Source organism: Alkalilimnicola ehrlichii MLHE-1 (assembly GCF_000014785.1).
GTDB lineage: Bacteria > Pseudomonadota > Gammaproteobacteria > Nitrococcales > Halorhodospiraceae > Alkalilimnicola > Alkalilimnicola ehrlichii.
Window position 1 is genome coordinate 1,088,426 of the sequence record NC_008340.1, and the last position, 23,554, is coordinate 1,111,979.

At 67.8% G+C, this 23,554-nt stretch carries 19 protein-coding genes; 10 read left to right on the forward strand and 9 right to left on the reverse strand.

All coding sequences use genetic code 11. The annotated features are described in order from the left end of the window. Positions 1-481: 481 nt before the first annotated feature. The 3 genes from glgP to glgB are packed head-to-tail and all read right to left on the reverse strand — an operon-like array spanning position 482 to position 6,700. The gene (glgP, locus tag MLG_RS04910; protein WP_011628704.1) at positions 482-3,040 is read right to left on the reverse strand and encodes an alpha-glucan family phosphorylase; all 2,559 of its coding nucleotides are present in this window, start codon (positions 3,038-3,040) and stop codon (positions 482-484) included. A 13-nt stretch (positions 3,041-3,053) separates the two neighbouring features. After that, positions 3,054-4,505: a glycogen synthase GlgA gene (gene glgA / locus MLG_RS04915; protein WP_011628705.1), complete on the reverse strand. Its 1,452-nt coding sequence runs from the start codon at positions 4,503-4,505 to the stop codon at positions 3,054-3,056. Beyond that, complete coding sequence (gene glgB / locus MLG_RS04920) at positions 4,502-6,700, reverse strand: 1,4-alpha-glucan branching protein GlgB (RefSeq protein ID WP_041717916.1); 2,199 nt, start codon at positions 6,698-6,700, stop codon at positions 4,502-4,504. Before glgB ends, glgA begins: the two co-directional genes overlap by 4 nt. 169 nt (positions 6,701-6,869) lie before the next feature. Here glgB and glgC point away from each other — a divergent pair, with 169 nt between their 5' ends. From glgC to malQ, 3 genes are read left to right on the forward strand one after another with little or no spacing between them, the layout of a single operon-like run. Then, positions 6,870-8,138: a glucose-1-phosphate adenylyltransferase gene (gene glgC, locus MLG_RS04925; RefSeq protein WP_011628707.1), complete on the forward strand. Its 1,269-nt coding sequence runs from the start codon at positions 6,870-6,872 to the stop codon at positions 8,136-8,138. Then, a complete protein-coding gene (locus MLG_RS04930) occupies positions 8,125-9,879 on the forward strand; it encodes a glycoside hydrolase family 57 protein (RefSeq protein WP_011628708.1) in 1,755 nt (584 codons plus the stop codon). Before glgC ends, MLG_RS04930 begins: the two co-directional genes overlap by 14 nt. Then, positions 9,876-11,351, forward strand: coding sequence for a 4-alpha-glucanotransferase (malQ, locus tag MLG_RS04935; RefSeq protein ID WP_011628709.1), 1,476 nt, complete (start codon positions 9,876-9,878; stop codon positions 11,349-11,351). Before MLG_RS04930 ends, malQ begins: the two co-directional genes overlap by 4 nt. Positions 11,352-11,503: 152 nt before the next feature. Here the strand turns inward: malQ and MLG_RS04940 are convergent, their stop codons facing one another. Further along, positions 11,504-11,791 carry a hypothetical protein gene (locus MLG_RS04940; protein WP_011628710.1) on the reverse strand — a complete coding sequence of 96 codons (288 nt, stop codon included), beginning with the start codon at positions 11,789-11,791 and terminating at the stop codon, positions 11,504-11,506. Positions 11,792-12,737: 946 nt separating this feature from the next. Here MLG_RS04940 and MLG_RS04945 point away from each other — a divergent pair. The 5 genes from MLG_RS04945 (at position 12,738) to MLG_RS04965 (ending at position 15,758) form a co-directional block, all read left to right on the forward strand. Continuing rightward, entirely contained in the window at positions 12,738-13,019 is a 282-nt protein-coding gene (locus tag MLG_RS04945; RefSeq protein WP_049753521.1) for a hypothetical protein, read from the forward strand. Positions 13,020-13,290: 271 nt separating this feature from the next. Further along, positions 13,291-13,749, forward strand: a complete 459-nt coding sequence (locus MLG_RS04950) for a CopD family protein (protein ID WP_011628712.1) — start codon at positions 13,291-13,293, stop codon at positions 13,747-13,749. Between the two features lie 67 nt (positions 13,750-13,816). Continuing rightward, positions 13,817-14,221 (forward strand): NifB/NifX family molybdenum-iron cluster-binding protein, encoded by a 405-nt coding sequence (locus tag MLG_RS04955; RefSeq protein ID WP_011628713.1) that lies wholly within the window; start codon positions 13,817-13,819, stop codon positions 14,219-14,221. Positions 14,222-14,269: 48 nt separating this feature from the next. After that, entirely contained in the window at positions 14,270-14,938 is a 669-nt protein-coding gene (locus MLG_RS04960; protein WP_011628714.1) for an O-methyltransferase, read from the forward strand. A 13-nt stretch (positions 14,939-14,951) separates the two neighbouring features. Beyond that, positions 14,952-15,758, forward strand: coding sequence for an alkaline phytoceramidase (locus tag MLG_RS04965; protein WP_156774635.1), 807 nt, complete (start codon positions 14,952-14,954; stop codon positions 15,756-15,758). Between the two features lie 4 nt (positions 15,759-15,762). Here MLG_RS04965 and MLG_RS14755 read toward each other — a convergent pair whose 3' ends face one another. After that, positions 15,763-16,485, reverse strand: a complete 723-nt coding sequence (locus tag MLG_RS14755) for a lytic transglycosylase domain-containing protein (protein ID WP_011628716.1) — start codon at positions 16,483-16,485, stop codon at positions 15,763-15,765. Positions 16,486-16,750: 265 nt separating this feature from the next. On the opposite strand from MLG_RS14755, the gene parC reads away from it, so the two are divergent. Further along, the gene (parC, locus tag MLG_RS04975; RefSeq protein WP_011628717.1) at positions 16,751-19,000 is read left to right on the forward strand and encodes a DNA topoisomerase IV subunit A; all 2,250 of its coding nucleotides are present in this window, start codon (positions 16,751-16,753) and stop codon (positions 18,998-19,000) included. An 18-nt stretch (positions 19,001-19,018) separates the two neighbouring features. On the opposite strand, the gene MLG_RS04980 is transcribed toward parC, so the two are convergent. From MLG_RS04980 to MLG_RS04995, 4 genes are all read right to left on the reverse strand, one after another. Then, positions 19,019-19,816, reverse strand: coding sequence for a metal ABC transporter permease (locus tag MLG_RS04980; protein ID WP_011628718.1), 798 nt, complete (start codon positions 19,814-19,816; stop codon positions 19,019-19,021). Beyond that, positions 19,813-20,388 (reverse strand): ATP-binding cassette domain-containing protein, encoded by a 576-nt coding sequence (locus MLG_RS04985; RefSeq protein ID WP_011628719.1) that lies wholly within the window; start codon positions 20,386-20,388, stop codon positions 19,813-19,815. The genes MLG_RS04980 and MLG_RS04985 overlap by 4 nt, the downstream gene beginning before the upstream one ends. Positions 20,389-20,394: 6 nt before the next feature. Continuing rightward, the gene (locus MLG_RS04990) at positions 20,395-21,273 is read right to left on the reverse strand and encodes a metal ABC transporter substrate-binding protein (protein WP_011628720.1); all 879 of its coding nucleotides are present in this window, start codon (positions 21,271-21,273) and stop codon (positions 20,395-20,397) included. Between the two features lie 89 nt (positions 21,274-21,362). Further along, on the reverse strand, positions 21,363-22,718 hold the full coding sequence (locus MLG_RS04995) for a TonB-dependent receptor (protein ID WP_011628721.1): 1,356 nt from the start codon (positions 22,716-22,718) through the stop codon (positions 21,363-21,365). 347 nt (positions 22,719-23,065) lie between these two features. On the opposite strand from MLG_RS04995, the gene MLG_RS05000 reads away from it, so the two are divergent. Further along, on the forward strand, positions 23,066-23,551 hold the full coding sequence (locus MLG_RS05000; protein ID WP_011628722.1) for a flagellar basal body-associated FliL family protein: 486 nt from the start codon (positions 23,066-23,068) through the stop codon (positions 23,549-23,551). Positions 23,552-23,554: the final 3 nt, after the last annotated feature.

The following is a 23,554-nucleotide window of genomic DNA, read 5'->3' on the forward strand; positions in this document are numbered from 1 at the left end:
ATCCGGAGGCGCCGAACGCCTTCGAAGGTGGCGGTTGCCCAGGTATCGGTCTCTTTTCTAGCCATCGTCTTTGTCCCGCCAGCGTTCCTCGACAGTCTGTTGCCAGTGTCTGATTGCGTCCCGGTCCGTGCACCGTCTCATGGCGATCAGGGCTTCGGGAGTAATTTCAGGCCCCGTATGAGTTACCAAGCCGCGTACAGAAGATTGTTGCAGTGCAGGAAACCTTCCCTGGCGGTGTGGTTTTGAGCATCGACTACAAAGCGGGGCCTGTAGGCACTTAGGTAAAACGCTAGCCCTGTTTGTGCCTACCTTCAATACCAGAAGGCAATAATGACTGTCCCCAACGCCTATCGCAGGACAAGCCCATGATCACCATTGAATTGCACAAATCAGCCTAGGCTCCGCACGTGGCTCACGAAGTGCTGGTCGTTATCCCCGTTACCGGCACGCCGCTTTCCTTCTCACCATGCCCCTTGGCGCGCTACAGCCAAACCATCCTCCCCAACTCAAACGGGTGGCTGCACGCCGGGTGGCTGGGGTAGATGCGCAGCTTGTAGTACTGGAGTCCGGGCAGATGCGGTTCCAGGTCCAGCGAGAAGACGTGGTTGCCGTCCTCCGCCACTTCCGCGGCGGTCAGTGCGAAGCGTTCCATCGCCTCCGGGTCATCGCCGTCCGGGGCGGTCGTTACCAGGCACTCCACGGTGACGTCTTCGGGGCTGAGGCCGTTGAGGTGGGCCTTGACCCGGATTGGCAGGCTCTCGCCGTGCCGGATGGCTGCCGGCGCTTCGTCCTGCCGCTGCATCCAGACGCCGTCCCAGCAGTCGAGGACCCGCGCCTTCCACTCGGCCAGCTCCTTGGCCGCTTTCAACCCGTCAGCCATGAAGCGGGCGTTCTGGTCCCGGGCCGGGCCGTAGAAGCCGCGCACGTAGTCCATGACCATCCGCTGGGCGTTGAACCGGGGGATGGTGGTGCGCATCGACGCCTTCGACTTGCGCACCCAACCGGTGGAGTAGCCTTGCTTGCCCCGGTCGTAGTAGAGGGGCAGCACCTTTTCGGACAGGATATTGAGCAGGTCGCGCGCCTCTTCGTGGTCGCGGTAGTGGGGGTCGAAGCCGGGCTCATGGGGGGTGATGGCCCAGCCGTTCTCGCCGTCGTAGCCCTCGCCCCACCAGCCGTCGAGCACCGAGAGGTTGATGACGCCGTTGACGCCGGCCTTCTGGCCGGAGGTGCCGCACGCCTCCAGCGGGTACTCCGGGTTGTTAAGCCAGACGTCGACGCCGGTGACCAGCAGGCGGGCCAGGGCCATGTCGTAGCCCTCCAGCAGCAGGATCTTGCCGATGAAGTCGGGGTCGAGGGACAGTTCATGGATGTGATGGATGATGGCCTGGCCGGGCTCGTCGCGTGGGTGGGCCTTGCCGGCGAAGATCAGCAGGGCCGGTCGCTCTGGGTCGTTGAGCAGTTCCTTGAGCTGCTCCAGATGGGTGAAGATCAGCGGCGCTCGCTTGTAGGTGGCGAACCGCCGGGCGAAGCCGATGACCAGCATGTCGCCCTCGGTCTGGCGGACGTGGCGCGTGATGCGCTTGATCATCGCTGCGGAGAGGCCGTTGCGCCGGAATTGGTGCTCGGCGCGGGCGGCGACGCCCTCCAGCATCTCGGTCTTCAGGCTTTGGCGCAGGCTCCAGTAGCGGTGGTCCGGAATCTCATCGACCACCTGCCAGAAGTCCTCGTTGAGCATTTCGTTACGCCATTGGCGCAGCCGCATGTCGAAGAGGTTGCCCCACTCCCGCGCCAGGAAGGTGGGGACGTGGATGCCATTGGTGACGTAGCGCAGCGGGTTCTCGCGCAGCGGGATCTGCGGCCAGATACCGGCCTCCATCTCCGAAGCCACCCGCCCGTGGATGCGGCTGACGCCGTTGTGGAAGCGGGAGCCGCGCAGGGCCAGGGCGGTCATGTTGAAGGCGCCGTTACGGACGGCGTTCTCCCCCAGGGCGAGAAAACGGGCCAGGTCGATGCCCAGGGCCTCGGCCGTTCCGGCGAAGTACGTTTCCATCATCTCCCGTTCGAAGATGTCGTGGCCCGCGGGGACTGGGGTGTGGGTGGTGAAGACGGTGCCGCCGGCCACTGCTTCCAGGGCGGTGTCGAAGGCGTGGCCCTCGGCCACCAGCTCCCGGCAGCGCTCCACCACCTGGAACGCGGAGTGGCCCTCATTGATATGCCACACGGTGGGCGCCAGCCCTAGGGCGCGTAGGGCGCGAACGCCGCCGATGCCCAGGCAGATCTCCTGCTGGATGCGGGTCTCGGTGCCGCCACCGTAGAGCTGATAGGTGATGGAGCGGTCGTCGGCTTCGCTGTTCTCGGGCAGGTCGCTGTCCAGCAGGTAGAGGCGGATACGGCCGGCTTGGGCCTCCCAGACCCGCAGTAGTACCGTCCGGCCGGGGAGCTCCACGGCCACTCGCAATTCTCCGCCGTCTTCGCCCATGCACGGCCGCACCGCCAGGGTGGTGAAGTCGGTGGGGTGGTAGTGGGCCACCTGACGGCCCTGGTTGTCGATGGTCTGGTCGAAGTACCCCTGGCGGTAGAGGAGGCCGACGCCGACAAACGGCAGGCAGAGGTCGCTGGCCGCCTTACAGTGGTCACCAGCCAGGATGCCGAGGCCGCCGGAGTAGATGGGCAGGCTTTCGTGGAAGCCGAATTCGGCGCAGAAGTAGGCCACCAGGTCTCGCTCCGGATCGAGGTAGGAGGCAATGTGGTCGGTGGGGGACTCTTCCAGGTAGGTGTCGAAGGCGGAGAGGGTGCGATTGTAGTCCTCCATGAAGGCCCGATCTTCCGCCGCCTGTTCCAGTACCTCTTGGGACACCCGGCGGAGGAAGAGCTTCGGATTGTGGCCGCACGCCTCCCAGAGGGGTTGGTCGAGGCGGTAGAAGAGGCCGCGAACCCGGCGCTCCCAGGAGTAGAGCAGGTTGTTCGCCAGGTCGTGCAGGCGCTCAAGCCGCGGCGGGATATTCGGCCGGACCTCCAGAGAGAAGGTGGTTTCGTTCATAACAGTCGCGTACTCATGATCCGTTATTGCCAGGGGTGTTGCGGTAGAGCCGCAGGTACGCCTCCGCCGAGGCGTCCCAGGAGTAGTCTCCGCCCATTCCCCGCGCCTGGATGCGCTTCCACGCCGCCGGTCGCCGCCAATGGGCGGTGGCCCGTTCCACTGTGGCCGCCAGGGCGCCGGCGTTGGCGGCGGGAAGGTGAAAGCCGTTGCCGGCGGTGGGGTCGGTGTCCACGTCCATGACGGTGTCGGCCAGTCCGCCGGTGGCCGTGACCACCGGCGGGGTGCCGTAGCGCAGGGAGTAGAGCTGGTTGAGGCCGCATGGCTCGAAGCGGGAGGGCATCAGAAAGAGATCGCAGCCCCCCTCGATCAGATGAGCCAGCCCCTCGTCGTAGCCGATATGGACGCCGACCCGGCCCGGATAGTGCCGGGCGGCTTGGCGCAGCGCCTCCTCCAACTCCCGTTCCCCCGAGCCGAGCAAGGCGAGGCGCGCGCCGCCGGCCAACAGCCGGGGGAGGGCGGCGAGGATCAGGTCGACACCCTTCTGTTCCACCAGCCGCCCGACGAAGCCGAGTAGCGGGCCGCTCCTCTCGCCGGTATCGCCGTCGAGGCCGATCCGTTGGGCAAGGGCGGCGCGGTTGGCGGCCCGGGCCGCCGGGTCGGGTTTCCGGTAGCAGGCCGCCAGGTGGGGGTCGGCGGCCGGGTTCCAGACCGTGGTGTCGATACCGTTGACGATGCCGTGGAGCACCCCGGACCGGTGGCGCAGCAGGCCGTCCAGGCCGCAGCCGAAGGCCGGGGTCTGGATCTCCCGGGCGTAGGTGGGGCTGACGGTGGTGATGGCGTCGGCGTAGGCCAGGCCGCCCTTGATAAAGGCGAGTCGGCCGTGGAACTCCAGGCCTTCGGGCGTCCACGCCTCCGGCGGTAGCCCGAGGCGGGTGTGGGTCTCCGCCGGGAAGAGGCCGCGGTAGGCCAGGTTGTGAATGGTGAAGACAGTGGCCGGGCGGGGGACGGGCCGCCGCTGGAGGAGGAACGGCGCCAGGGCCGTCTGCCAGTCATGGGCGTGGAGCACCGCCGCCTGCCACGGCAGCAGCTCGCCGGCGGCCAGGGCCGCCGCCACCCGGCTCAGGCGGTGGTAGCGGCGGGCGTTGTCGGGCCACGGGTCGCCGTCCTCGGTGGTGTACGGGTTGCCGGCGCGGGCGAAGAGCGGCGGGTCGTCCAGCAGCCAGGTGGTGACGCGGGTACCGGGCAGCCGCCCCTCGATGAGTGTGAACGGCCGCTGGTCCAGGGTCAGGGCGTGGCGGCGAATACGGCCCTCCAGGCCGGCCACCGCATCGGGGTGGGCCGGCAGCAACAGGCGCACGTCGTGGCGGCGTTCCCGCAGGGCGTGGGTGAGGCCGTGGGCCACATCGCCCAGCCCGCCGGTCTTCACCAGCGGCCACGCCTCGGAGGCGGTAAAGAGAATCTTCATGGGCCGGCTTCCGGTGACAGCACCACCCCGGCCAGCGGCGGTAGGGTCAATACCACCGACCACGGGTGTCCCATCCACGGGACGGCCTCGGCCCATACGCCGCCGCCGTTGCCCAGGTTCGTGCCGCCGTAGTGGGTCGAATCGGTGTTGAGCCGCTCCCGCCAGTAGCCCGGCGCCGGGACGCCGAGCCGGTAGTCGTGGCGGGGGACCGGGGTGAAGTTGAGCACGGTGGCCGCCGGCGGCGTGGCCTCCCCGTCGTGGCCCCCGTCGCGACGCAGGTAGCTGATGGCCGACTGCTCGGTGTCGTGGCAGTCGATCCAGGCGAAGCCGTGCTCGTCGAAGTCGTGCCGGTGCAGCGCCGGTACCTCCCGGTAGAGGGCGTTAAGGTCGCCGACGAGACGCAGCACCCCCTGGTGCAACGGGTAGTCGAGGACGTACCAGTCCAGCGCCGCCTCGGCGTTCCACTCGTTGCCCTGGCCGAATTCGCAGCCCATGAAGAGCAGCTTCTTGCCTGGATAGGTGAACTGGTAGGCGTAGAGCAGGCGCAGGTTGGCGAAGCGCTGCCACTCGTCGCCCGGCATGCGCCAGAGCAAGCTCCGCTTGCCGTGGACCACCTCATCGTGGCTGAACGGCAGCACGAAGTTCTCGGTGAAGGCGTAGAGCATGCCGAAGGTGAGTTGGTCGTGGTGGTAGCGGCGGTGGATCGGGTCCTCGCCCATGTAGGTCAGGGTGTCGTGCATCCACCCCATGTTCCACTTCATCGTGAAGCCGAGGCCGCCGAGCCAGGTGGGGCGGGTGACCTGGGGCCACGAGGTGGACTCCTCGGCCATGATCATCGTCCCCGGCTGTTCACCGTGTGTGATGCGGTTGAGTTCCTGCAGAAAGTCGATGGCCTCCAGGTTCTCATTGCCGCCGTGGATGTTCGGCACCCAGTCGCCCTCATCCCGTGAATAGTCGAGATAGAGCATCGAGGCGACCGCGTCCACCCGCAGCCCGTCGATATGGAACTCCTCCAGCCAGTAGAGGGCGCTGGCGGTAAGAAAGTTGCGGACCTCGTTGCGGCCGAAGTTGAAGATCAGCGTGCCCCAATCGCGGTGCTCGCCGCGGCGCGGGTCGGCGTGCTCATAGAGCGGCGTGCCGTCGAAGTTGGCCAGCGCCCAGTCGTCGCGGGGGAAGTGGGCCGGCACCCAGTCGAGGATCACCCCGATGCCGTGGCGGTGGCAGTGATCGACGAAGTAACGGAAGTCGTCGGGGGCGCCGAAACGGGTGGTGGGGGCGAAGTAGCCGGTGGTTTGATAACCCCACGAACCGTCGAATGGGTGTTCGGTGATCGGCAGCAGTTCGATATGGGTGAAGCCGGTGGCCAGGACGTGGTCGACCAAGCGGTGGGCCAGGGTGCGATAGTCGAGGAAGCTGCCGTCGCCGGCCCGCTGCCACGAGCCGAGGTGGACCTCGTAGATCGAGATGGGGATCGATTGCCACTGATCTTCCCGGCGGGCGGCCATCCACTCGCGATCATTCCAGGCGTAATCCGCCGGCGGCTCGACCACCGCGGCGCTGTCCGGGCGCAGCTGGTAGCGGCGGCCGTAGGGATCGGTCTTGACCAGAACCGCGCCGCTGTCGCGGTTGCGCAGTTCGAACTTGTAGAGGGAACCGTCCGGCAGGCCGGGAATGAAAAGCTCCCAGACGCCGCTGCCGCCGCGCACCCGCATCGGGTGGCAGCGCCCGTCCCAGCGGTTGAAGTCGCCGACGACGCTGACCCGTTCGGCGTTGGGCGCCCAGACGGCGAAGCGGACGCCGGGGACGCCCTCGTGCTCCAGCGGATGGGCGCCCAGGAAGCGCTGGGCGTGGTAGTGGCGCCCCTCACCGAAGAGGTGGAGATCGTAGTCCGGCAGCGCCGGGCCAAAGGCGTAAGGATCGTGCGCCGTATGCGCTGCGCCGTCCTGACTGGTCCGGCGCAGGCGGTAGGGGGCGGAGAGTCCCGCCGGCAGTGGCCCTTCGAAAAAGTCGCTGCCGGGCCGGCGCGGCAGTTTGGTGCCGTCCTCGAAGGCGACCGCTTCGGCGTGGGGGTCGTAGACGCGCACCGTCCGCTTCGGCCCGTGGGGACCGCCAAGAAAGGCGAAGGGGTCGTGGTGGCGCGCCTCGGTGATGCGCCGGCGGTCGTCGGCGGTGGGGTCCTTGCGGGTAATGGCGATCCCTCCGGTGGCGTGTCATGGTGGCGCCAGTGCCGTTCTCTACTACTGTAACCGGCATAAAGGGCTGAGGCGAGAAGGTGCCAACACCAAGCCAAAAAGGCCTGTACGTGGCGGAAAAGCCCATGCAGAGTAGGGTATGTTTCGTTCCTGGCCGCAGGGAGATGCGCCGATGTCGTCCAGCCCTTCCCCTCGCTTTGTCAGCCGCCTGACCCGTAATACGTTGGTCCTGATCCTGGCCGGCGGCCGGGGCTCGCGGCTCATGGATCTCACCACGTGGCGGGCAAAGCCTGCAGTGCCCTTCGGCGGGAAGTTTCGCATCATCGATTTCACCCTCTCCAACTGCATTAACTCGGGCATCCGCCGCATCGGCGTGCTGACCCAGTACAAGGCCCACTCACTGATCCGCCACCTGCGCCTCGGTTGGGGCTCGCTGCGGGGCGATTTCGGCGAGTTCGTCGAAATCCTGCCGGCCCAGCAGCGCACCGAGGGGTCGTGGTACCGGGGGACCGCCGACGCCGTTTACCAGAGCCTCGATATCGTCCGCATGCACGATCCCGACTACGTGCTGATCCTGGCCGGGGATCACGTCTACAAGATGGACTACGGGCCGATGCTGGCCCGCCACGTGGAGACGGGGGCCGACGTCACCGTCGGCTGCCTGGAGGTGCCGGTGGAGGAGGCGAGTGCCTTCGGCGTCATGGCAGTGGACGGGGACAACCGGGTGGTGCGCTTCCAGGAAAAGCCCGCCGACCCGCCATCGATCCCCGGGCAGTCCGACCGGGCGCTGGCGTCCATGGGGATCTACATCTTCAACCGGGCGTTTCTTTTCAATCAGTTGATCGCCGATGCCAGAAAAGAGAGCGACCACGACTTCGGCAAGGACATCATTCCGTCACTGATCGACCAGGCGCGCGTCATTGCCTTTCCCTTCCGCGACGCGGCGACCGGCGGCCAGGCGTACTGGCGCGACGTGGGCACGATCGATGCCTTTTGGCGGACCAATCTGGAACTGGTCGGGGTCAACCCCCAACTTAATCTCTACGACAAGGAGTGGCCCATCTGGACCCATCAGGAACAGCTCCCGCCGGCCAAGTTCGTCTTCGACGACGACGACCGGCGCGGCATGGCGGTGGACTCCATGGTCTCCGGCGGTTGTATCATCTCCGGTGCCTACCTGCGCCGCTCGCTGCTCTTCTCATCGGTGGTGGTGGAGGACGGCAGCCGGGTGGAGGACGCGGTGATCCTGCCCGAGGCCCACATCGAGCCGGGATGCCGTATCCGCAAGGCGGTGATCGACAAGCACTGCCGCCTGGCGGCGGGCACGGTGATCGGCGAGGACCCGGAGGAGGACGCCCGGCGCTTCCACCTCAGCCCCGGTGGTGTGGTGCTGGTGACGCCCGACATGCTCGGCCAGGAGATCCACAATGTCTACACCTGAGGCCGAGCTGCCCAAGGCGCGGGTGGTGCTTTGCTGGCACATGCACCAACCCAGCTACTTCAACCCCGGCACCGGCGACTACCAGTTGCCGTGGGTCTACCTCCACGCCATCAAGGACTACGTCGACATGGCCGCCCATCTGGAGGCGGTGCCCGAGGCCCGGGCGGTGGTCAACTTCTCGCCGACGCTCATTGAACAAATCGAAGACTATTCCGCTCAGGTGGCCGGCTTTCTCGCCGGAGAGCGGCGGCTCCAGGACCCCCTCCTGCGGGCGCTGGCCGAACCGGTCCTGCCCGACGATGAGTGCGAGCGCCGGCATTTGGTGCAGCAATGCCTGCGCGTTAACCATCGGCGTCTGGTGGAGCCGTTTCCGGCCTTCCACCGGCTGGTGGAATTGAGTCGCTGGGTGGAGCGCCACGGGCAGCACGTGGACTACCTGAGCGATCAGTTCATGGTCGATCTGCTGGTCTGGTACCACTTGGCATGGCTGGGGGAGACCGTACGTCGCCGCGATCCGCGGGTGCGGCGGCTGCTCCGGCAGGAAGCCGCCTATACCATCCACGACCGCCGGGAACTGCTGGAGGTCATCGGCGAGTTGATGGGCGGGGTGCTGGAGCGTTACCGCCGCCTGGCCGATAGCGGTCGGGTGGAGCTCTCGGTGACCCCCTATGCCCACCCGATCCTGCCGCTGCTCCAGGACGTGCAAAGCGCCCGTGAGGCGTGGCCCGAGATCCAGTTGCCGCTGCTGGAACGCTACTTCGGCGGCGAGGAGCGGGCCCGCTGGCACGTGGAGCGCGGCATCGAGACCTTCGAGAAGGCCTTCGGCCGGCGGCCCGAGGGGTGTTGGCCGGCAGAGGGCGGGGTGAGCCGGGCGACGCTGGAATTGTTGGCGGAGAGCGGATTCCGTTGGGCCGCCAGCGGCGGTGCGGTGCTGGACAACAGTCTGCGGGCCGCGGATCAGTGGGCGGAGGACGACCCCCGGTGGCACCGTGCCTACACCCTGGCCGGCGCCGATGGCGCCGCGGGCAACGGCGGCGCGAACGCCCACCATCCGCCTCTCCACTGTTTTTTCCGTGACGACGGCCTCTCCGACGCTATCGGTTTCGAGTACTCCGACTGGCACGGTGACGACGCCGTGGCGAACCTGGTGAACCGTCTGGAGGAGATCGCCGACCGCTGCGCCGATCCCGGCCAAGCGGTGATCTCCATCATCATGGACGGCGAGAACGCCTGGGAGCACTATCCGGCCAACGGGTACTTCTTCCTGAGCGGTCTCTATCGGCAACTGGCCGACCACCCGCGGCTGGAGATGACCACCTTCGCCGCCGCGGCCGCCGGGGTGGAGCCCCGGCCCCTGGAGCGGCTGGTGGCCGGTAGCTGGGTCTACGGCACCTTCTCCACCTGGATCGGCGAAGCGGATAAGAACCGTGCCTGGGACATGTTGGGGGAGGCCAAACAGGCCTTCGATCGCGCCGTGCCGGGGCTGAAACCCGAGGTCCAGTGGCGGGCCGAAGCCCAACTGGCGATCTGTGAGAGTTCCGACTGGTTCTGGTGGTTCGGCGACTACAATCCGGCCGGGGTGGTGCGTGAATTCGACCACCTCTACCGGGTGCAGCTCACGGCGCTTTACGAAATCCTGGGCGTGGAACCGCCGGAGCATCTGAGCCACGCCTTTACCCACCGCGGCAAAGGCAGCCCGGAGAAGGGTGGCGTCATGCGGCATGGAAGGGCCGATGGATGAGCGGGGGTGGATTCTGGCAGCGGCGCCGGGCCGGGGTTCTCGCCCACCTGAGTTCGCTCCCCGGAGAGGCGGGTAGCGGCAGCCTCGGCCGCCACGCCCACGGCTTCATTGATTGGCTGGCCGATGCCGGCTTCTCGGTCTGGCAGATGCTGCCCCTGGGGCCGACCCACGACGACCTCTGCCCCTACCAAACCCTCTCGGTCCACGCCGGTGACGCACGGTTTATCGATCAAGAGGCGCTGGAGGCGGTCGGCTGGCTACCGCGGGAACCGCAGCCTTCCCACGCCCCCCGCCGTTGGCGGCAGGAGCGGTTGTGCCGGGCGCGGGCCGGTCGGGCCGCCGCCGGCGATGAGGCGTCGATGGCCGAGGAGGCCGCCTTCCGCCAACGCCACGCCCACTGGCTGGAGGACTATGCGCTCTACGTCGCATTGCGCCGGGAGAAGGGGGAGGCCCCTTGGTGGGAGTGGCCCACCGCCGAGCGGGACCGGGAGGAGGCTGCCCTGGCGGCGGCCCGGGAGCGGCTGGCCGACGCCATCGACCAGGCCGTCTTCGAGCAATTCCTCTTCTTCAGCCAGTGGGAGGCACTGCGCCGGCACGCCGGCGAGCGCGGCGTCGCCCTTTTCGGCGACATGCCCCTTTTCGTCGCCCACGACAGTGCCGACGTCTGGGCCCACCGGGACTACTTCCAACTGGACGAGGCCGGCCGCCCCCGGACCGTGGCGGGCGTGCCGCCGGACTACTTCTCCGATACCGGGCAACGGTGGGGCAACCCCCACTATGAGTGGGCGCGGATGCAGGCCGACGGCTTCCACTGGTGGCTGGATCGGCTCGCCACCCAGTTGGAGCTGTTCGACTTCGTCCGCCTCGACCACTTCCGAGGCCTCGCCGCCTACTGGTCGATCCCCGCCGAGGCGGAGACCGCCCGGAACGGCCAGTGGGTCCCGGCTCCCGGCCGCGCCTTCCTGGCCGCGGTGGCGGACCGGTTCGGGCGGGTGCCGCTGGTGGCCGAAGACCTCGGCTTCATCACCGAGGACGTGGAGGCGCTGCGGGACACCTTCGGGCTGCCGGGGATGAAGGTCCTCCACTTTGCCTTCGACAGCGACGCCGACAACCCCTACCTGCCACACCACCACGTCCGCGACGGCGCCGTCTACACCGGCACCCACGACAACGACACCACCGTCGGGTGGTACCAGGGGCTCGATCCCGTTGTGGCGGAGCGGGTCGCCGCCTACCTGGGGTACCCCGGCGAAGAGATGCCCTGGCCGCTGATCCGCGCCGCCCTGGCCTCGGTGGCCGGCCTGGCCGTGGTGCCGATGCAAGATCTGCTGGCGCTGGACTCCGACCACCGCATGAACATCCCCGGCGTCGCTGGCGGCGACAACTGGCGGTGGCGATTCCAGTGGGAGTGGCTGCCGGAGGGATTGCAGCAGCGCATGGCGGAGATGAACCGGCTTTACGGGCGGGGCTGAGTTTCAGGCATCCAGTTGATCCGTCCCGTGGCGATCCATAAGCCAGGGCGTTAAGGGCAAGAGCGGGGCCTACGGAACATGCCTGTTCATCGTAGGCCCTGCTGGAGGTCGGCCAGGGTGTTCGGCGGAACACGGCCTGGGCAGTGGGTTGATCAGATCCGCTCGTCACCGCGCAGGGCATCGAGGTGGAACCGATAGTTCTCGCCCACCAGGGCGTCATGCCGGTCCAGTGCGCTGGGGCCCTGGTGCCGTACATGGCCCACGAAGTGCTGGTAGTTCTCCCCACTGCCGGCACCGATGGCCACGGAGGGTTGGGTCGGGCTGTCCGCCTGCACCTGGTCCACGTGGGTGGTCCAGTTCTCGGCCGAGGCCAGTCCAGAGATGGCCAGGCCGGCGCCGAGCGTCAGGGCGGTCGCGGTTTTGATAACGAAGGTTTTCATGGTGGTCACCTCAGGCGTTGGGTCGGGTCTCGGGTCCGGCGGTTGTGCTCCCGCCGAATTCACTTTCAGGTTAGGCCCAGGTGGCGTTCGCGGTAATTCGGCTGATTACCTAGCAGGAACTACGTAGCCCCAGGCATTGGCTTCGCTATGCTTGGTTAGAGGGCGCGGAGTCCCCCCCTGTGATTGGGAGGAACGGGGCAGCCGTTGTCATCGCGAGCCCCACCCCCCGCTGCGCGGGCCCGACCCCCCGCTGCGCGGGCGCGAATCAGGGAAGAACGGCGGGGCTGCCATGGCGAGGGCCGCGGGTTTTCGGTCGTCATCGCGAGGGGGCGCCCCACCCGTCATCGCGAGGGCCGAAGGCCCGCGGCGATCCAGGGCGGTAGACTGCCGCGTCGGCTTCGCCTCCTCGCAGTGACGGTGGGGGTGGGGCCGCGCTCGCAGTGAGGGTAGGGGGCGCCCGCAGCGTCTGGCCATGTTCATCAAGAGGGCCGAAGGGTGCCCCCCGTCATCGCGAGGGCCGAAGGCCCGTGGCGATCCAGGGCGGTAGACTGCCGCGTCGGCTTCGCCTCCTCGCAGTGACGGTGGGGGCGATCTTCCGCTTCCGGCACAGTCAAGTTCTTCAAGAGGGCCGAAGGGTGCCCCCCGTCATCGCGAGGGCCGAAGGCCCGTGGCGATCCAGAGGGGTAGACTGCCACGTCGCTTCGCTCCTCGCAGTGACGGTGGAGGTGGGCCCGCGCTCGCAGTGACGGTGGAGGTGGGTCCGCGCTCGCAGTGACGGTGGGGGCCACCACCATCCCGTCATCGCGAGGAGCGCAGCGACGCGGCGATCCACACGCCGGCCTGGACTGCCACGCCCCTTCGGGGCTCGCAGCGACGGTGGGGATGGGCTTGCGGTCGCAGTGGCGGTGGGGACGGGTCCGCGTTTGCAGTGATAGGGGAGGTGGCCATGGCTCAAGATCGCGTGCCAATCGATGCCGATGACATCGACGATTTCCTTCACCACTGGGCAGGTCTGGCCGAACTCTGCACGCAAGGCGGTTGGATCGACAATGACACCCTGGCTTGGCATGTGACGGGGCAAACGGGGCACCGGGTACGGCTATTCGTCCAGTTCGAGGAGGTGCTCATGGAGGGTTCCGGGTGCAGGGCCGGGGAGGCGCAATGCCACGGCTATGTGGTCGTGCAACTCAACCCATCGGGGGGCGTGGCCGGGGCCAGGGTGGAGTAGGGCCCGAGCAGACCGCCAAATATGGCATGACGATGGGTGATTTGCCGGGGTGAGGCGGCATTTCACGCGGCCCTCTGCCATTGATAGCAGGGTCTGTCCTGCGGTGGTGCCACCGGTGGCAGCACCTAAGGGGCCCACGCCCCATGAATCAGCGCTTTGCCCGCCAAGGCTCGCTCCCCGTCCGGGTGGTGCCGTTTGGCAGGCATCTTGCTCCTTTGGCTGTGATTCCATCGGTTCGATGCCGATACGCAACCACGGAGCCTTAATCCCTATGAGCATTCTCTTGACGGTTCACATGCTGGCCACTGTGATCTGGGTGGGCGGTATGTTTTTCTCCTGGATGATCCTTCGGCCGGCCAGCGCGGTGTTGGAGGGCCCCGATCGCCTCGCGCTCTGGAGCGATGTGCTGTCCCGGTTTTTTAAGTGGGTTTGGGTGGTTGTTATTGCCATTACCGTTAGCGGCTATTGGTTGGTTTACGGCTATTACGGGGGGATGGAGAACGTCCGCCTCTATGTCCACCTGATGAGTGCCACCGCCTGGCTGATGATCGCGGTCTTCCTGTTCGCCTATTTCCTCCCCTACCGGCGGTTTCAGGTTGCGGTTGCGGAGGGGGACAGCGCTATGGCATGCCGCCATATGACCGGCATCCGGCGCTTGGTCCTGACAAACCTGGTGCTGGGCCTGTTTACCACCGTGACCGCCACGGCCGGGCCCTTCCTCCCGTACTGACCACGCAACACGATGGCCGGCGTCATGCCGGTCTCCGGCACTGATAAACAAAAGAGGATTATGAGCCATGAAAACAGCGATTCCGGTCAACACCCAGGGGCGTGTTTCCGGGCACTTCGCCAAAGCGCCGTATATGTTGGTGCTGACGGATGAAGGACAGCGTCAGTGGGTCGCCAACCCCATGGATGCCGACCGCTGCAGCGGTCGTTGTAAGCTGCTGGCTGAATTGGAGCAGGCAGGTGTCACCCGTGTATTGGTCCGCCAGATCGGTCAGCGGACGTTGGGCCGGTTTTTGCGGGCGGGGTTGCAGGTGTACCGACTGCCGGCAGGGGCAACAGCCCTGCCCCGGGCCGCTGCGATTCCGGCAGAGGCGCAAGCATTGAGCCAGGCCTCGCAGGGCCGGCCCTCCAAGCCCCGCGCCAGCCACGGCGAAGGCACCGCGGGCATGACGGGCTGTTGCGGACACCACTAGACGGGCCCCATCCACGACGCGGGCCCATCATTTGATCGAGGAGGCGCGATGACCGGGCTCAGCATCGGACTGGACGAGCGTCTGGGCACCTATCTTCAGGCGGTGGGCGTGCGCGAGGACGACACCCTGCGCCGCCTGCGCGAGGCCACGGCGGAACTGCCCAATGCCCAGATGCAGAGCGCGCCCGAGCAGGGGGCGTTGATGCAACTGCTGGCGCGGCTGATGGGCGCGCGCCGGGTGATCGAGGTGGGTACCTTTACCGGCTATGGTGCGTTGTGGATGGCGCGGGCGCTGCCGGCGGACGGGCGGCTGGTTTGCTGCGAACTGGAGCAGCGCTATATCGATTTCGCCCGACCCTACTGGCGGGAGGCGGAGGTCGAGGGGCGTATCGAGGTTCGCCTGGGGCCGGCGCTGGCGACGCTGGACGCGCTGCTGGCAGAGGGCGGGGCCGGGGCCTGGGACATGGCCTTCATCGACGCCGACAAGACCGGCTACGTGGACTACTACGAGCGCTGCCTGCGGCTGGTCCGCGACAATGGGCTGATCCTGGTCGACAACACGCTCTGGTATGGCCGGGTGGCCGACCCCGAGGTGGCGGATGAGAGCACGGAGGCGATCCGGCATTTCAATCGGTCTGTGGCCGAGGACGACCGGGTGGACGTGGCCCTGGTGCCGATCGCCGATGGCCTGACCTTCTGCCGCAAGCGGGCCGAATGACGGTGGTGCCGCGGTGGCGCGCTTGCCGGGCAAGGGGGCGCTGATGCGCAGCGGCGGGCTGTGGCTGACACTGCTCGGTGCGGCGCTGGTGGCGGCGGTCTGGCTCTGGGTGCCGCCCATTCCCCAGCCGGAGGCTTACCACGACTTCGCCGATCAGCGGCGGGTGCTGGGCATCCCTCATTTCGGCGATGTGATCTCGAATGGGGTGTTCCTGCTCGTGGGGCTGTACGGCCTGCTCCAGACCCGCCGGCTGCAGGCCCGCCAGACCTTCCGGCCCGCGACCGATGCCTGGCCCTATTACGCCCTGTTTGCAGCTACCGTGGGGGTGGCCTTCGGCTCCATCTATTACCACCTGGACCCGGACCATTGGCGGCTCTACTGGGATCGGTTGCCTATCAGCCTCGCCTTCATGGCAATCTTCACGGCGGTGCTGGGCGAGCGCCTGCCCGCCCGTGTGACCCCCTGGCTGCTACCGCTGCTGCTACTGATCGGTGCCGCCGGGGCGACCCACTGGCTGGTTACCGAGCTGTCGGGGCAGGGCGATTTGCGGCTTTACCTGCTGGTCCAGGCGGTACCCATCCTGGTGGCCGTGGTCTGGATCGGGATGCGGGGCGGGCGTTATACCCGCGGCGGGGATGTGATTGCCGCCGCCGGCTGGTATCTGTTGGCCCTGGTGCTGGAGAATCTGGACGCGCTGGTGTTCGAGGCCACCGGCGGTTGGGTCAGCGGCCATACCCTCAAGCACCTGCTCGCGGGGGTGGCGCTGTACTGGCTGGCGCGGATGCTGCGCCTGCGCCGCCGCCGCGGCGCACTGGCCTGAGCGGTTACCAGCCGCCCCGTTCGGCGACAAAGGGGGCGCTGCTGATTCGGCTCACGTAGCGCTCCCCGGCCGCGCTGCCGCCGCCATTCATCACCCGGGTGATGCCGACGTTGTAGGCGCGCAGGGCGCAGTCCCAGTCGCTGTCACACAGATGGTAATAGGAGGACAGCACCCGGGCGCCGGCGCGGATGTTTTCGCCCGGCTCGTACAGGTTGTACCCCAACTCGCTCCAATACTCGGGGCGGAGCTGGGCCGGCCCGACAGCACCCACGGAGGAGCGCACGTCCACCCGGAAGGAGGACTCCACCGCCACCACGGCCGCCAGCAGTTCGGGCGGCACCTGGTAGGCCTCGGCGGCGCTCTCGATCCAGTCGGCGAACTGGCGGGCCCGCGCCGCGCCCATGGGGTAGTGCTCGGCGATCTGGTCGTAGAGCGGGCGCGGATCAGCCGGCTGTGCCGCGTCGGGCTCGTTGTCGAATACCTCGTGGCGTCCGGCCATCCACAGGCGGACGAGGTTCTCCAGCGGCGGCTGGAGCCAGGGGTGGTGTTGCCAGAGATCAGCGGTGGCCTGAAGGACGGCGGCCTCGTCGGCCGCCGCCGTGCCCGGGTGGGTGACGGGCTTATGGTTGTTGAGCATGAGGATACCCAGCCACGCCACGACTAGGGCCAGCAGGCTGCTGACCATCAGGTCCTGAACGCGCAGGTTTTGTATCAGTTGTGAATGCATGAGTACCCTCCCACCACCGTGATGGTGCGACGCAGCATAACGCGAATATTGGTGCGCTGCAACAATTTCTGCCCCGAGGGTGCCCGATGGCCGGCCCGGCCTTGGCGCAGTGGCGATGCCGTTTGCCGAGCACCCACTCTGCGGGCAGAATGAAGCGCCCTGCGGGCCGGTTGCCGCCACCGGCCCGCCGCCGTACACCGAATGCCTTCGCCGGCCCGGAGGCCCGCGCCGGCCCCGGGCCCATCGCTGATTCATGGAGACGCCCATGGCGAGTAGCGCCGATAGCCTGGAGTTTGAGACCCGACCGCTGCGAGAGTTCACCGAGAAGGCGTACCTGGACTATTCCATGTACGTCATCCTGGACCGCGCCCTGCCCAACGTGGGGGACGGCCTGAAGCCGGTGCAGCGGCGCATCGTCTACGCCATGTCCGAGCTCGGGCTGTCCAATCTCGCCAAGTACAAAAAGAGCGCGCGCACGGTGGGTGACGTGCTGGGCAAGTACCACCCCCATGGCGATTCGGCCTGTTACGAGGCCATGGTGCTCATGGCCCAGCCCTTCTCCTACCGCTATCCGCTGGTGGACGGGCAGGGCAATTGGGGCAGCGCCGACGACCCCAAGTCCTTCGCCGCCATGCGCTATACCGAGGCGCGGCTGGCGCCGTACGCCAAGCTGCTGTTGCAGGAGCTGGGGCAGGGCACGGTGGATTGGGTGCCCAACTTCGACGGCACCATGGAGGAGCCGGGGCTGCTGCCCGCCCGTGTCCCCAATGTGCTGCTGAACGGCGGTACCGGGATCGCCGTGGGCATGGCCACGGACATCCCGCCCCACAACCTGCGCGAGGTGGTCAGCGCCTGTGTGCACCTGCTGGATGAACCGGAGGCCGATACCGTCGCCCTGATGGCCCACGTGCCCGCCCCGGACTTCCCCACCGAGGCGGAGATCATCACGGCCAAGGACGACATCCGGCGCATCTACGAGACCGGCAACGGCACCCTGCGCATGCGCGCCCGTTACGAGCGCGAGAACGGCGACATCATCGTTACCGCGCTGCCCTATCAGGTCTCCGGCAGCAAGGTGCTGGAGCAGATTGCCGGCCAGATGCAGTCGAAGAAGCTGCCGATGGTCGAGGACCTGCGCGATGAGTCGGACCACGAGAACCCCACCCGCCTGGTGATCACGCCACGCTCCAACCGGGTGGATATCCACCGGGTGATGGAGCACCTGTTTGCCACCACCGACCTGGAGAAGAACTACCGGGTCAACCTCAACGTCATCGCCCTGGACGGCCGGCCGCGGGTGCTGGGGCTGCGCGAACTGCTGCTGGAGTGGCTGACCTTCCGGACCGATACCGTGCGCCGGCGGCTGAACTGGCGGCTGCAGAAGGTGCAGGACCGGCTGCACATCCTCGAGGGCCTGCTGATCGCCTACCTCAATATCGACGAGGTGATCGCCATCATCCGCGAGGAGGATGAGCCCAAGCCGGTGCTTATGGCCCGTTTCGGGCTCAGTGAGCGTCAGGCCGAGGCCATCCTGGAGCTCAAGCTGCGCCACCTGGCCAAGCTCGAGGAGATGAAGATCCGCGGCGAGCAGGGGGACCTGGAGAGGGAGCGCGACGAGTTGCAGACCATCCTGGGTTCGGATGAGCGGCTGCGCGAGCTTATCAAAGAGGAGCTGCGGGCCGACGCCGAGCAGTACGGCGATGAGCGCCGCTCCCCGCTGGTGACCCGCTCCGCCGCCCGGGCCCTGGACGAGACCGACCTGATGCCCAGCGAGCCGGTCACCGTGGTGCTCTCCGAGAAGGGTTGGGTGCGCGCGGCCAAGGGCCATGAAGTGGACGCCCCCGGGCTCAACTACAAGGCGGGCGACCAGTACCGCGATCACGCCCCGGGGCGGAGTAACCAGCAGGCGGTCTTCCTGGACCACACCGGGCGCAGCTACTCGCTGACGGCACACACCCTGCCCTCGGCCCGGGGCCAGGGCGAGCCGCTGACCGGACGGCTGTCGCCGGCCCCGGGCGCGCGCTTCGAGCACGTGCTCTGCGGCGATCCGGCCAGCCTCTGGGTGCTGGCCACCGACGCCGGCTACGGTTTTGTCTGCGCGCTCTCCGACATGTACGCCAAGAACCGCTCCGGCAAGGCACTGCTCACCGTGCCCCAGGGCGCGCGGGTACTGGCCCCGACCCCGGCCACCGCGGACGAGGGCGCGGAGCTGGCGGCCGTCTCCAGCGGCGGCCGGTTGCTGGTCTTCCCGCTTTCCGAGCTGCCGCGACTGGCCAAGGGCAAGGGCAACAAGATCATCGGTATCCCGGCGGCGGCGGTGAAGGCGCGCGAGGAGCTGCTGACCGGGCTGGCGGTGATCGCCCCGGGCCAGGGGCTGAGCCTGACGGTGGGGCGGCGGGGCATGACCCTGAAGCCCGACGACCTGGCCGCCTACCGCGCCCCCCGCGGCCGTCGTGGCGCGCTGTTGCCGCGTGGGCTGCGCCGGGTGGATGCCATCGAGCCGGTGGACCTCTAACCCGGTGCGCCGCCGGGTTCAGCGGGCGGCCGGGGCCGCCCCGGCCGGCAGGCGCAGTACTGCCAGCAGCGCCAGCAGGGCCACCAGCACCGGTGAGAAGGGCAGGTCGGCGGCCATGGCCAGGACAAAGGCGGCCAGGTAGCTGAGCACGCCCAGGGCCATGGACCAGGCGACGGCGCGCCGCCAGCCCGCCGCCCGGCGGTAGGCCACCCAGGCCGGGATGAAGATCAGCGCGAAGGCGGACATCACCCCCATGGCGGTGGCCGCCACCGCGATGCCCAGGGCGGCCAGGGCCTCGAAGGCCAGGACGGTGCGCAGCACCGGGCGGCGGTTGGCCCGATCGTGGCCGGGAAAGACCTGTTCGCGCAGCAGCCGCGGCGACAGCCAGGGCAGGGCGATCAGGGCGAGCAGGGCCAGGCCGAGCGCCAACTGGAGGTGGTCGCTGCCGGTGAAATAGAGCTGGCCGTCCACCAGCGCCTGGCCGGTGAGCTTGGCGTGGTGGCTCAGCGACGCGCCCAGCAGCATGGCACTCCAGCCGAGCACGATCAGCAGCGCGTAGACATCGTTGCCCGCCCGCCGCATCAGGCCCTTCACCCCCACCGCGACCAGCGCCGTCAACAGCGCCGCCGGCAGCAGCGGGGCGCTGATCAGGCTGCCGGCCACGGCGCCGGCGCCGGCCACGTGGGCAAAGCCCAGGGCGGCCAGCCACTCCTCGCGCAGGCGCAGGTAGAGCCCCAGCACCGGCAGCAGGGCGGCGAGCACCACGCCGGTGAGAAAGGGCATCCGGAAGAGGGGGTCGAACAGCAGTTCCATCATGCCTGGGCGGCCTCCATGTCCACGACCCGGTGACAGACCCGGTCCACCAGCGCCTGCTCGTGACTGACCATGACCACCGCCCGGTTGGCGGGCAGGGTGGCCAGGGCCTCACTGAGCAAATCCAGGCCCTCGCGATCCAGGTTGTTGCCCGGCTCGTCCAAAAGGATCAGGCGGGCGCCGCTGTAGAGCACCGCCCAGACGGCCAGGATCTGGCGCTGGCCACCGCTCAGCCGGTCCACCCGGCGGTGAGTGAGCCCGGCCAGGCGCGCGGGCAGGCCGGTGCCGTCGTGGCCCATCAGCCGGAGCAGCTCGCCCCCGGTGAGCGGGATCTCGCCGCGGGTGGCCGGGCTTTGCGCCTGCAGGGCGATACCGGCGGCGGTGTCGCGCTCGATCTGACCCTCGAAGACCCGGGCCTCGCCGGTCACCGCCTTAAGGACGGTGGATTTGCCGCAGCCGTTGGGGCCGGTCAGGCCAATGATCTCGCCGGCGCGTACCTGCAACGAAAAGGGGCCGACCACCGGGGTACGGTAGCCGGCCCGCAGGTTGCGGATGTCGAGTAAGGGAGTGTCCATGACGCCTTAGGGAACCATGGCCTCCACCCAGCGATCAATCAGCGCCAGGTAATCGTCCAGGTCACCGTTAACGGGGACCCCGGTGGGCAGCCCCTGGCTCGGCCAGCCAAGCTGCTCGGCCATAAAGTCCGGCCCGCGGCCGGGCTGGAACTCGGCCCGCAGGATGACGCCCTCGGTGCCCTCCAGCCGGCGCACCAGGTCGCGCAGGTGGGAGGCCGTGGGCTCCACGCCGGGCAGCGGCTCGACATAGCCGAGCCGTTCCACGCCCAGGCGCTCCAGCAGGTAGTCGGCGTCCTCGTGGTAGAGCAGCACGCCGGGACTCTGCGCCACGGTGGCCTCCCACTCCGGCAGGCGCGCCTCCACCGCCTCGGCGAAGCGCCGGGCATTGGCCTGATAGCTCTGGGCGTTGGCCTCGTCCAGCTCGCCCATGCGCTCGGCCAGCACCCCGGCCACGGTGGCCAGGCGCACCGGGTCCAGGTAGATGTGGGGGTTGCCCTCCGGGTGGACGTCGCCCTGGGCCCGGTCGGCGGCCACGCCGGTGCCGATGCGCTCCACCTGGGCGGCAGCCTCGAAGTAGCCGCTGCGCCCCGGACGGATGGCGGGATTGGCGGCGCCGTCGATGGCCGGCGGCAGCCAGCCGATCTCCAGCTCGGCCCCCACGGCGACCACCAGATCAGCCCGGCGCAGGTGGGTCATCATGTTCGGGCGCACGCTCAGGTAGTGGGCGTCGCGGTCCGGCGGGGCCAGGACGGTGACGTTGACGTGCTCGCCGCCGACGGTGCGGGCGAGCATGCCCATGTTGCTGGTGGTGGCCACCACGTTCATCCCGGCCTGGGCGAGACCGGCGAACAGCAACAGGGCGATTGCGAGTATCCAGCGGTGCATTCTGTGTCTCCTCGCCTTGAATGAGTGTCACGGTTTGACCGCCTGGCGGGCGTAAGGGCCCGGCAGGCGGTCAGGTTAGCCCGGTTCGATCAGAAGGGGTGTGCGCCGTGCACGCCCAGGCTCAGGTTGTACTGGAGCATGAAGGAGGCACCGCGATTGGTGTGGTCGTCCTCCTTGGCGAAGTCGTTGTAGTTGAGCTGAGCTCGCAGCGCGGAAAAGTGGGTCGGGCGCCACGTGGTGTTGAGCGTGTACCGGTAGCTGGCGTCGAAGTCCTCGAACTCACCGGCGCTGCGGTCCGGCACCAACGACTCGTTGGTCAGGCCCAGGGCCTCGAAGCGGGCGCCGACCTCCCAGCGCGGGGCGAACCCGTAGACGGCCTGGAGGTAGAGGCCGTCCTGGCGCCGGCGATCGGAGAAGCTGTCGGTGGTCTGCAGGCTGCCGTTGTTGACGCCCTGGAAGCTCTGACTCATGTAGTCGACGTCGATCTCACGCAGGAAGTACTCGCCCTGCAGTCGCAGGTTGCCGTGGCCGTAGGCACCACCGCTGTCGTACTTATAAACGGCGTCCACACCGGCGAACCAGGCATCACCGTCCCAGGATTCGTACCGGGTGCTGGAGTGCTGCTGCTCATTCTGGAAGGTGGTGGCGATCCCGTAGGAAAGCCCGAACTGGGCGGCGTGGTTGTAGCCGAGGTCCGGCGCAATCTTGAAGAAGCCGGTAAAGAGACGGGGTCCGGAGGCATCATCGAAGGGGTTGTCGTCCCGCCAGCGCTGCCGGGTGGGGTCCCCGGTGACGGGATCGGGGGTCACCGTCACTTCCTCTACCCGGCCCGAACCGATGTAGTTGGCGATCCCGCTGGTCTCACCCTGCAGGAGTTCGACGCCGAATCGGGTATAGACCGGAGTCGCTGGCACCCAGGAGAGCTGCACCCCCTTCTCCTGCAGGCCGTGGTCACCGAACAGGAACTCGTTGACCAGTGGACGGTCGACGAAGTCCCAGTCGTGCGGGTGCTGCTTGTTGATGTAGCCGATGTCGGACAGGAACTTACCGGCCTTCACCTGCAGGCCCGCCGGCAAATTCTGGGTGGTCAGATAGGCCTCTTCCACCTCGATGCCGGAGTCGCCCTCAATGGCCAGGATCACCATGGCGTCGAAGTAGTTGTCCACCGACGCGGAGAAGGCGATCTCCGTCTCGCGCAGGTTGAAGCCCTCGTCCAGGTCATGGTCGTGGCCGTGGCCGTGGCCGTGGCCGTGGCTGTGGCTGTGGCCACTGTCAAAGCCCGCCGGGGCGTCCCACTCACCGGTGAACTCGGAGTAGTACACCCCGTCCAGGATCACCGAGAGGGCCGGGTTGAACGCGGTGCCGGAATCGACTTGCTCCCGCGTGCCGCCCAGCGGCAGCGCCTGGGCCCGAAGCCCCGGCTGATCCAGCGGGTCCCGCTGCATCTGCGAGGTCACCTCTCCATCGCCAGTCCGGTCGGCCAGCACCCCTCCCGGTGCCAGCATGACCAACGTGGCGGCAACGGCCAGCGTCTTCTTGATCATGATTGTGTTGCTCCCCAATGCGTGTGACGTGATGCGGCCCACGAAGGGCGTCAGGTTGGCAGGTGTGAAATGCAATACTGTTGCATCAAGTGGTGCAATCTATTTGCAAGAAGGCCGGCTGTCAAGCGGGCAGGCTCTATACCTTTAGGGCTAATCCGTTACACTGGAGCTCGGCAAAAGCGCGCCATTTGGCACCGCTTTTGCTTCTCTCTTTCTGCGTCGGATTTCTGTCGGAGGGCGGACGGTCAATGGCAACAGCCACAAGCAAACAACAGGGGATGTCCAAGCTGGTGGTCATCCTGCTCATCGCGATTCTGGTCGTGCTTCTGGCCGTGGGAGGGGCAGTTGCCGCTTATCTGACGGGGATGATCGGCTCCGTCGGCAACGACGAGCCGCAGGTGGAACAGGCGCTGGACGAGCCCATCTACATCGAGCTGGACCCCGCACTGACCGTCAACTTCGAGCGCGGTGGCCGCATCAGTTACCTGCAGGCACGGGTGCAGCTCGAGACGCGGTACGCCTCGGTGGAAGAGGCGATCGACCGGCACATGCCGGTGATTCGCAATAATCTTCTCGACCTGTTTGCCGATCAGGACTACCAGGAGGTGAACACCCGCGCCGGCCGCGAGGCGTTGCGTCAGGCTGCCCTGGAGGAGGTCAATCAGGTGCTGGCCGAACGCGGTGTTGAGCAAAGGCTGGAGGCGGTCTACTTCACCCGCTTCGTCATGCAATAGGGG

Bases quoted from the DNA above. Each gene is read 5' to 3' on its own strand.
- MLG_RS04930 (WP_011628708.1), top strand. From the start codon at position 8,125: ATGTCTACACCTGAGGCCGAGCTGCCCAAGGCGCGGGTGGTGCTTTGC.
- MLG_RS04960 (WP_011628714.1), top strand. From the start codon at position 14,270: ATGACCGGGCTCAGCATCGGACTGGACGAGCGTCTGGGCACCTATCTT.
- MLG_RS04995 (WP_011628721.1), bottom strand. From the start codon at position 22,718: ATGCAGCGGGACCCGCTGGATCAGCCGGGGCTTCGGGCCCAGGCGCTG.
- MLG_RS04945 (WP_049753521.1), top strand. From the start codon at position 12,738: ATGGCTCAAGATCGCGTGCCAATCGATGCCGATGACATCGACGATTTC.
- MLG_RS04980 (WP_011628718.1), bottom strand. From the start codon at position 19,816: ATGATGGAACTGCTGTTCGACCCCCTCTTCCGGATGCCCTTTCTCACC.
- MLG_RS14755 (WP_011628716.1), bottom strand. From the start codon at position 16,485: ATGCATTCACAACTGATACAAAACCTGCGCGTTCAGGACCTGATGGTC.
- parC (WP_011628717.1), top strand. From the start codon at position 16,751: ATGGCGAGTAGCGCCGATAGCCTGGAGTTTGAGACCCGACCGCTGCGA.
- MLG_RS04955 (WP_011628713.1), top strand. From the start codon at position 13,817: ATGAAAACAGCGATTCCGGTCAACACCCAGGGGCGTGTTTCCGGGCAC.
- MLG_RS04950 (WP_011628712.1), top strand. From the start codon at position 13,291: ATGAGCATTCTCTTGACGGTTCACATGCTGGCCACTGTGATCTGGGTG.
- MLG_RS05000 (WP_011628722.1), top strand. From the start codon at position 23,066: ATGGCAACAGCCACAAGCAAACAACAGGGGATGTCCAAGCTGGTGGTC.
- MLG_RS04940 (WP_011628710.1), bottom strand. From the start codon at position 11,791: ATGAAAACCTTCGTTATCAAAACCGCGACCGCCCTGACGCTCGGCGCC.
- glgC (WP_011628707.1), top strand. From the start codon at position 6,870: ATGTCGTCCAGCCCTTCCCCTCGCTTTGTCAGCCGCCTGACCCGTAAT.
- glgA (WP_011628705.1), bottom strand. From the start codon at position 4,505: ATGAAGATTCTCTTTACCGCCTCCGAGGCGTGGCCGCTGGTGAAGACC.
- glgP (WP_011628704.1), bottom strand. From the start codon at position 3,040: ATGAACGAAACCACCTTCTCTCTGGAGGTCCGGCCGAATATCCCGCCG.
- malQ (WP_011628709.1), top strand. From the start codon at position 9,876: ATGAGCGGGGGTGGATTCTGGCAGCGGCGCCGGGCCGGGGTTCTCGCC.
- MLG_RS04985 (WP_011628719.1), bottom strand. From the start codon at position 20,388: ATGGACACTCCCTTACTCGACATCCGCAACCTGCGGGCCGGCTACCGT.
- MLG_RS04990 (WP_011628720.1), bottom strand. From the start codon at position 21,273: ATGCACCGCTGGATACTCGCAATCGCCCTGTTGCTGTTCGCCGGTCTC.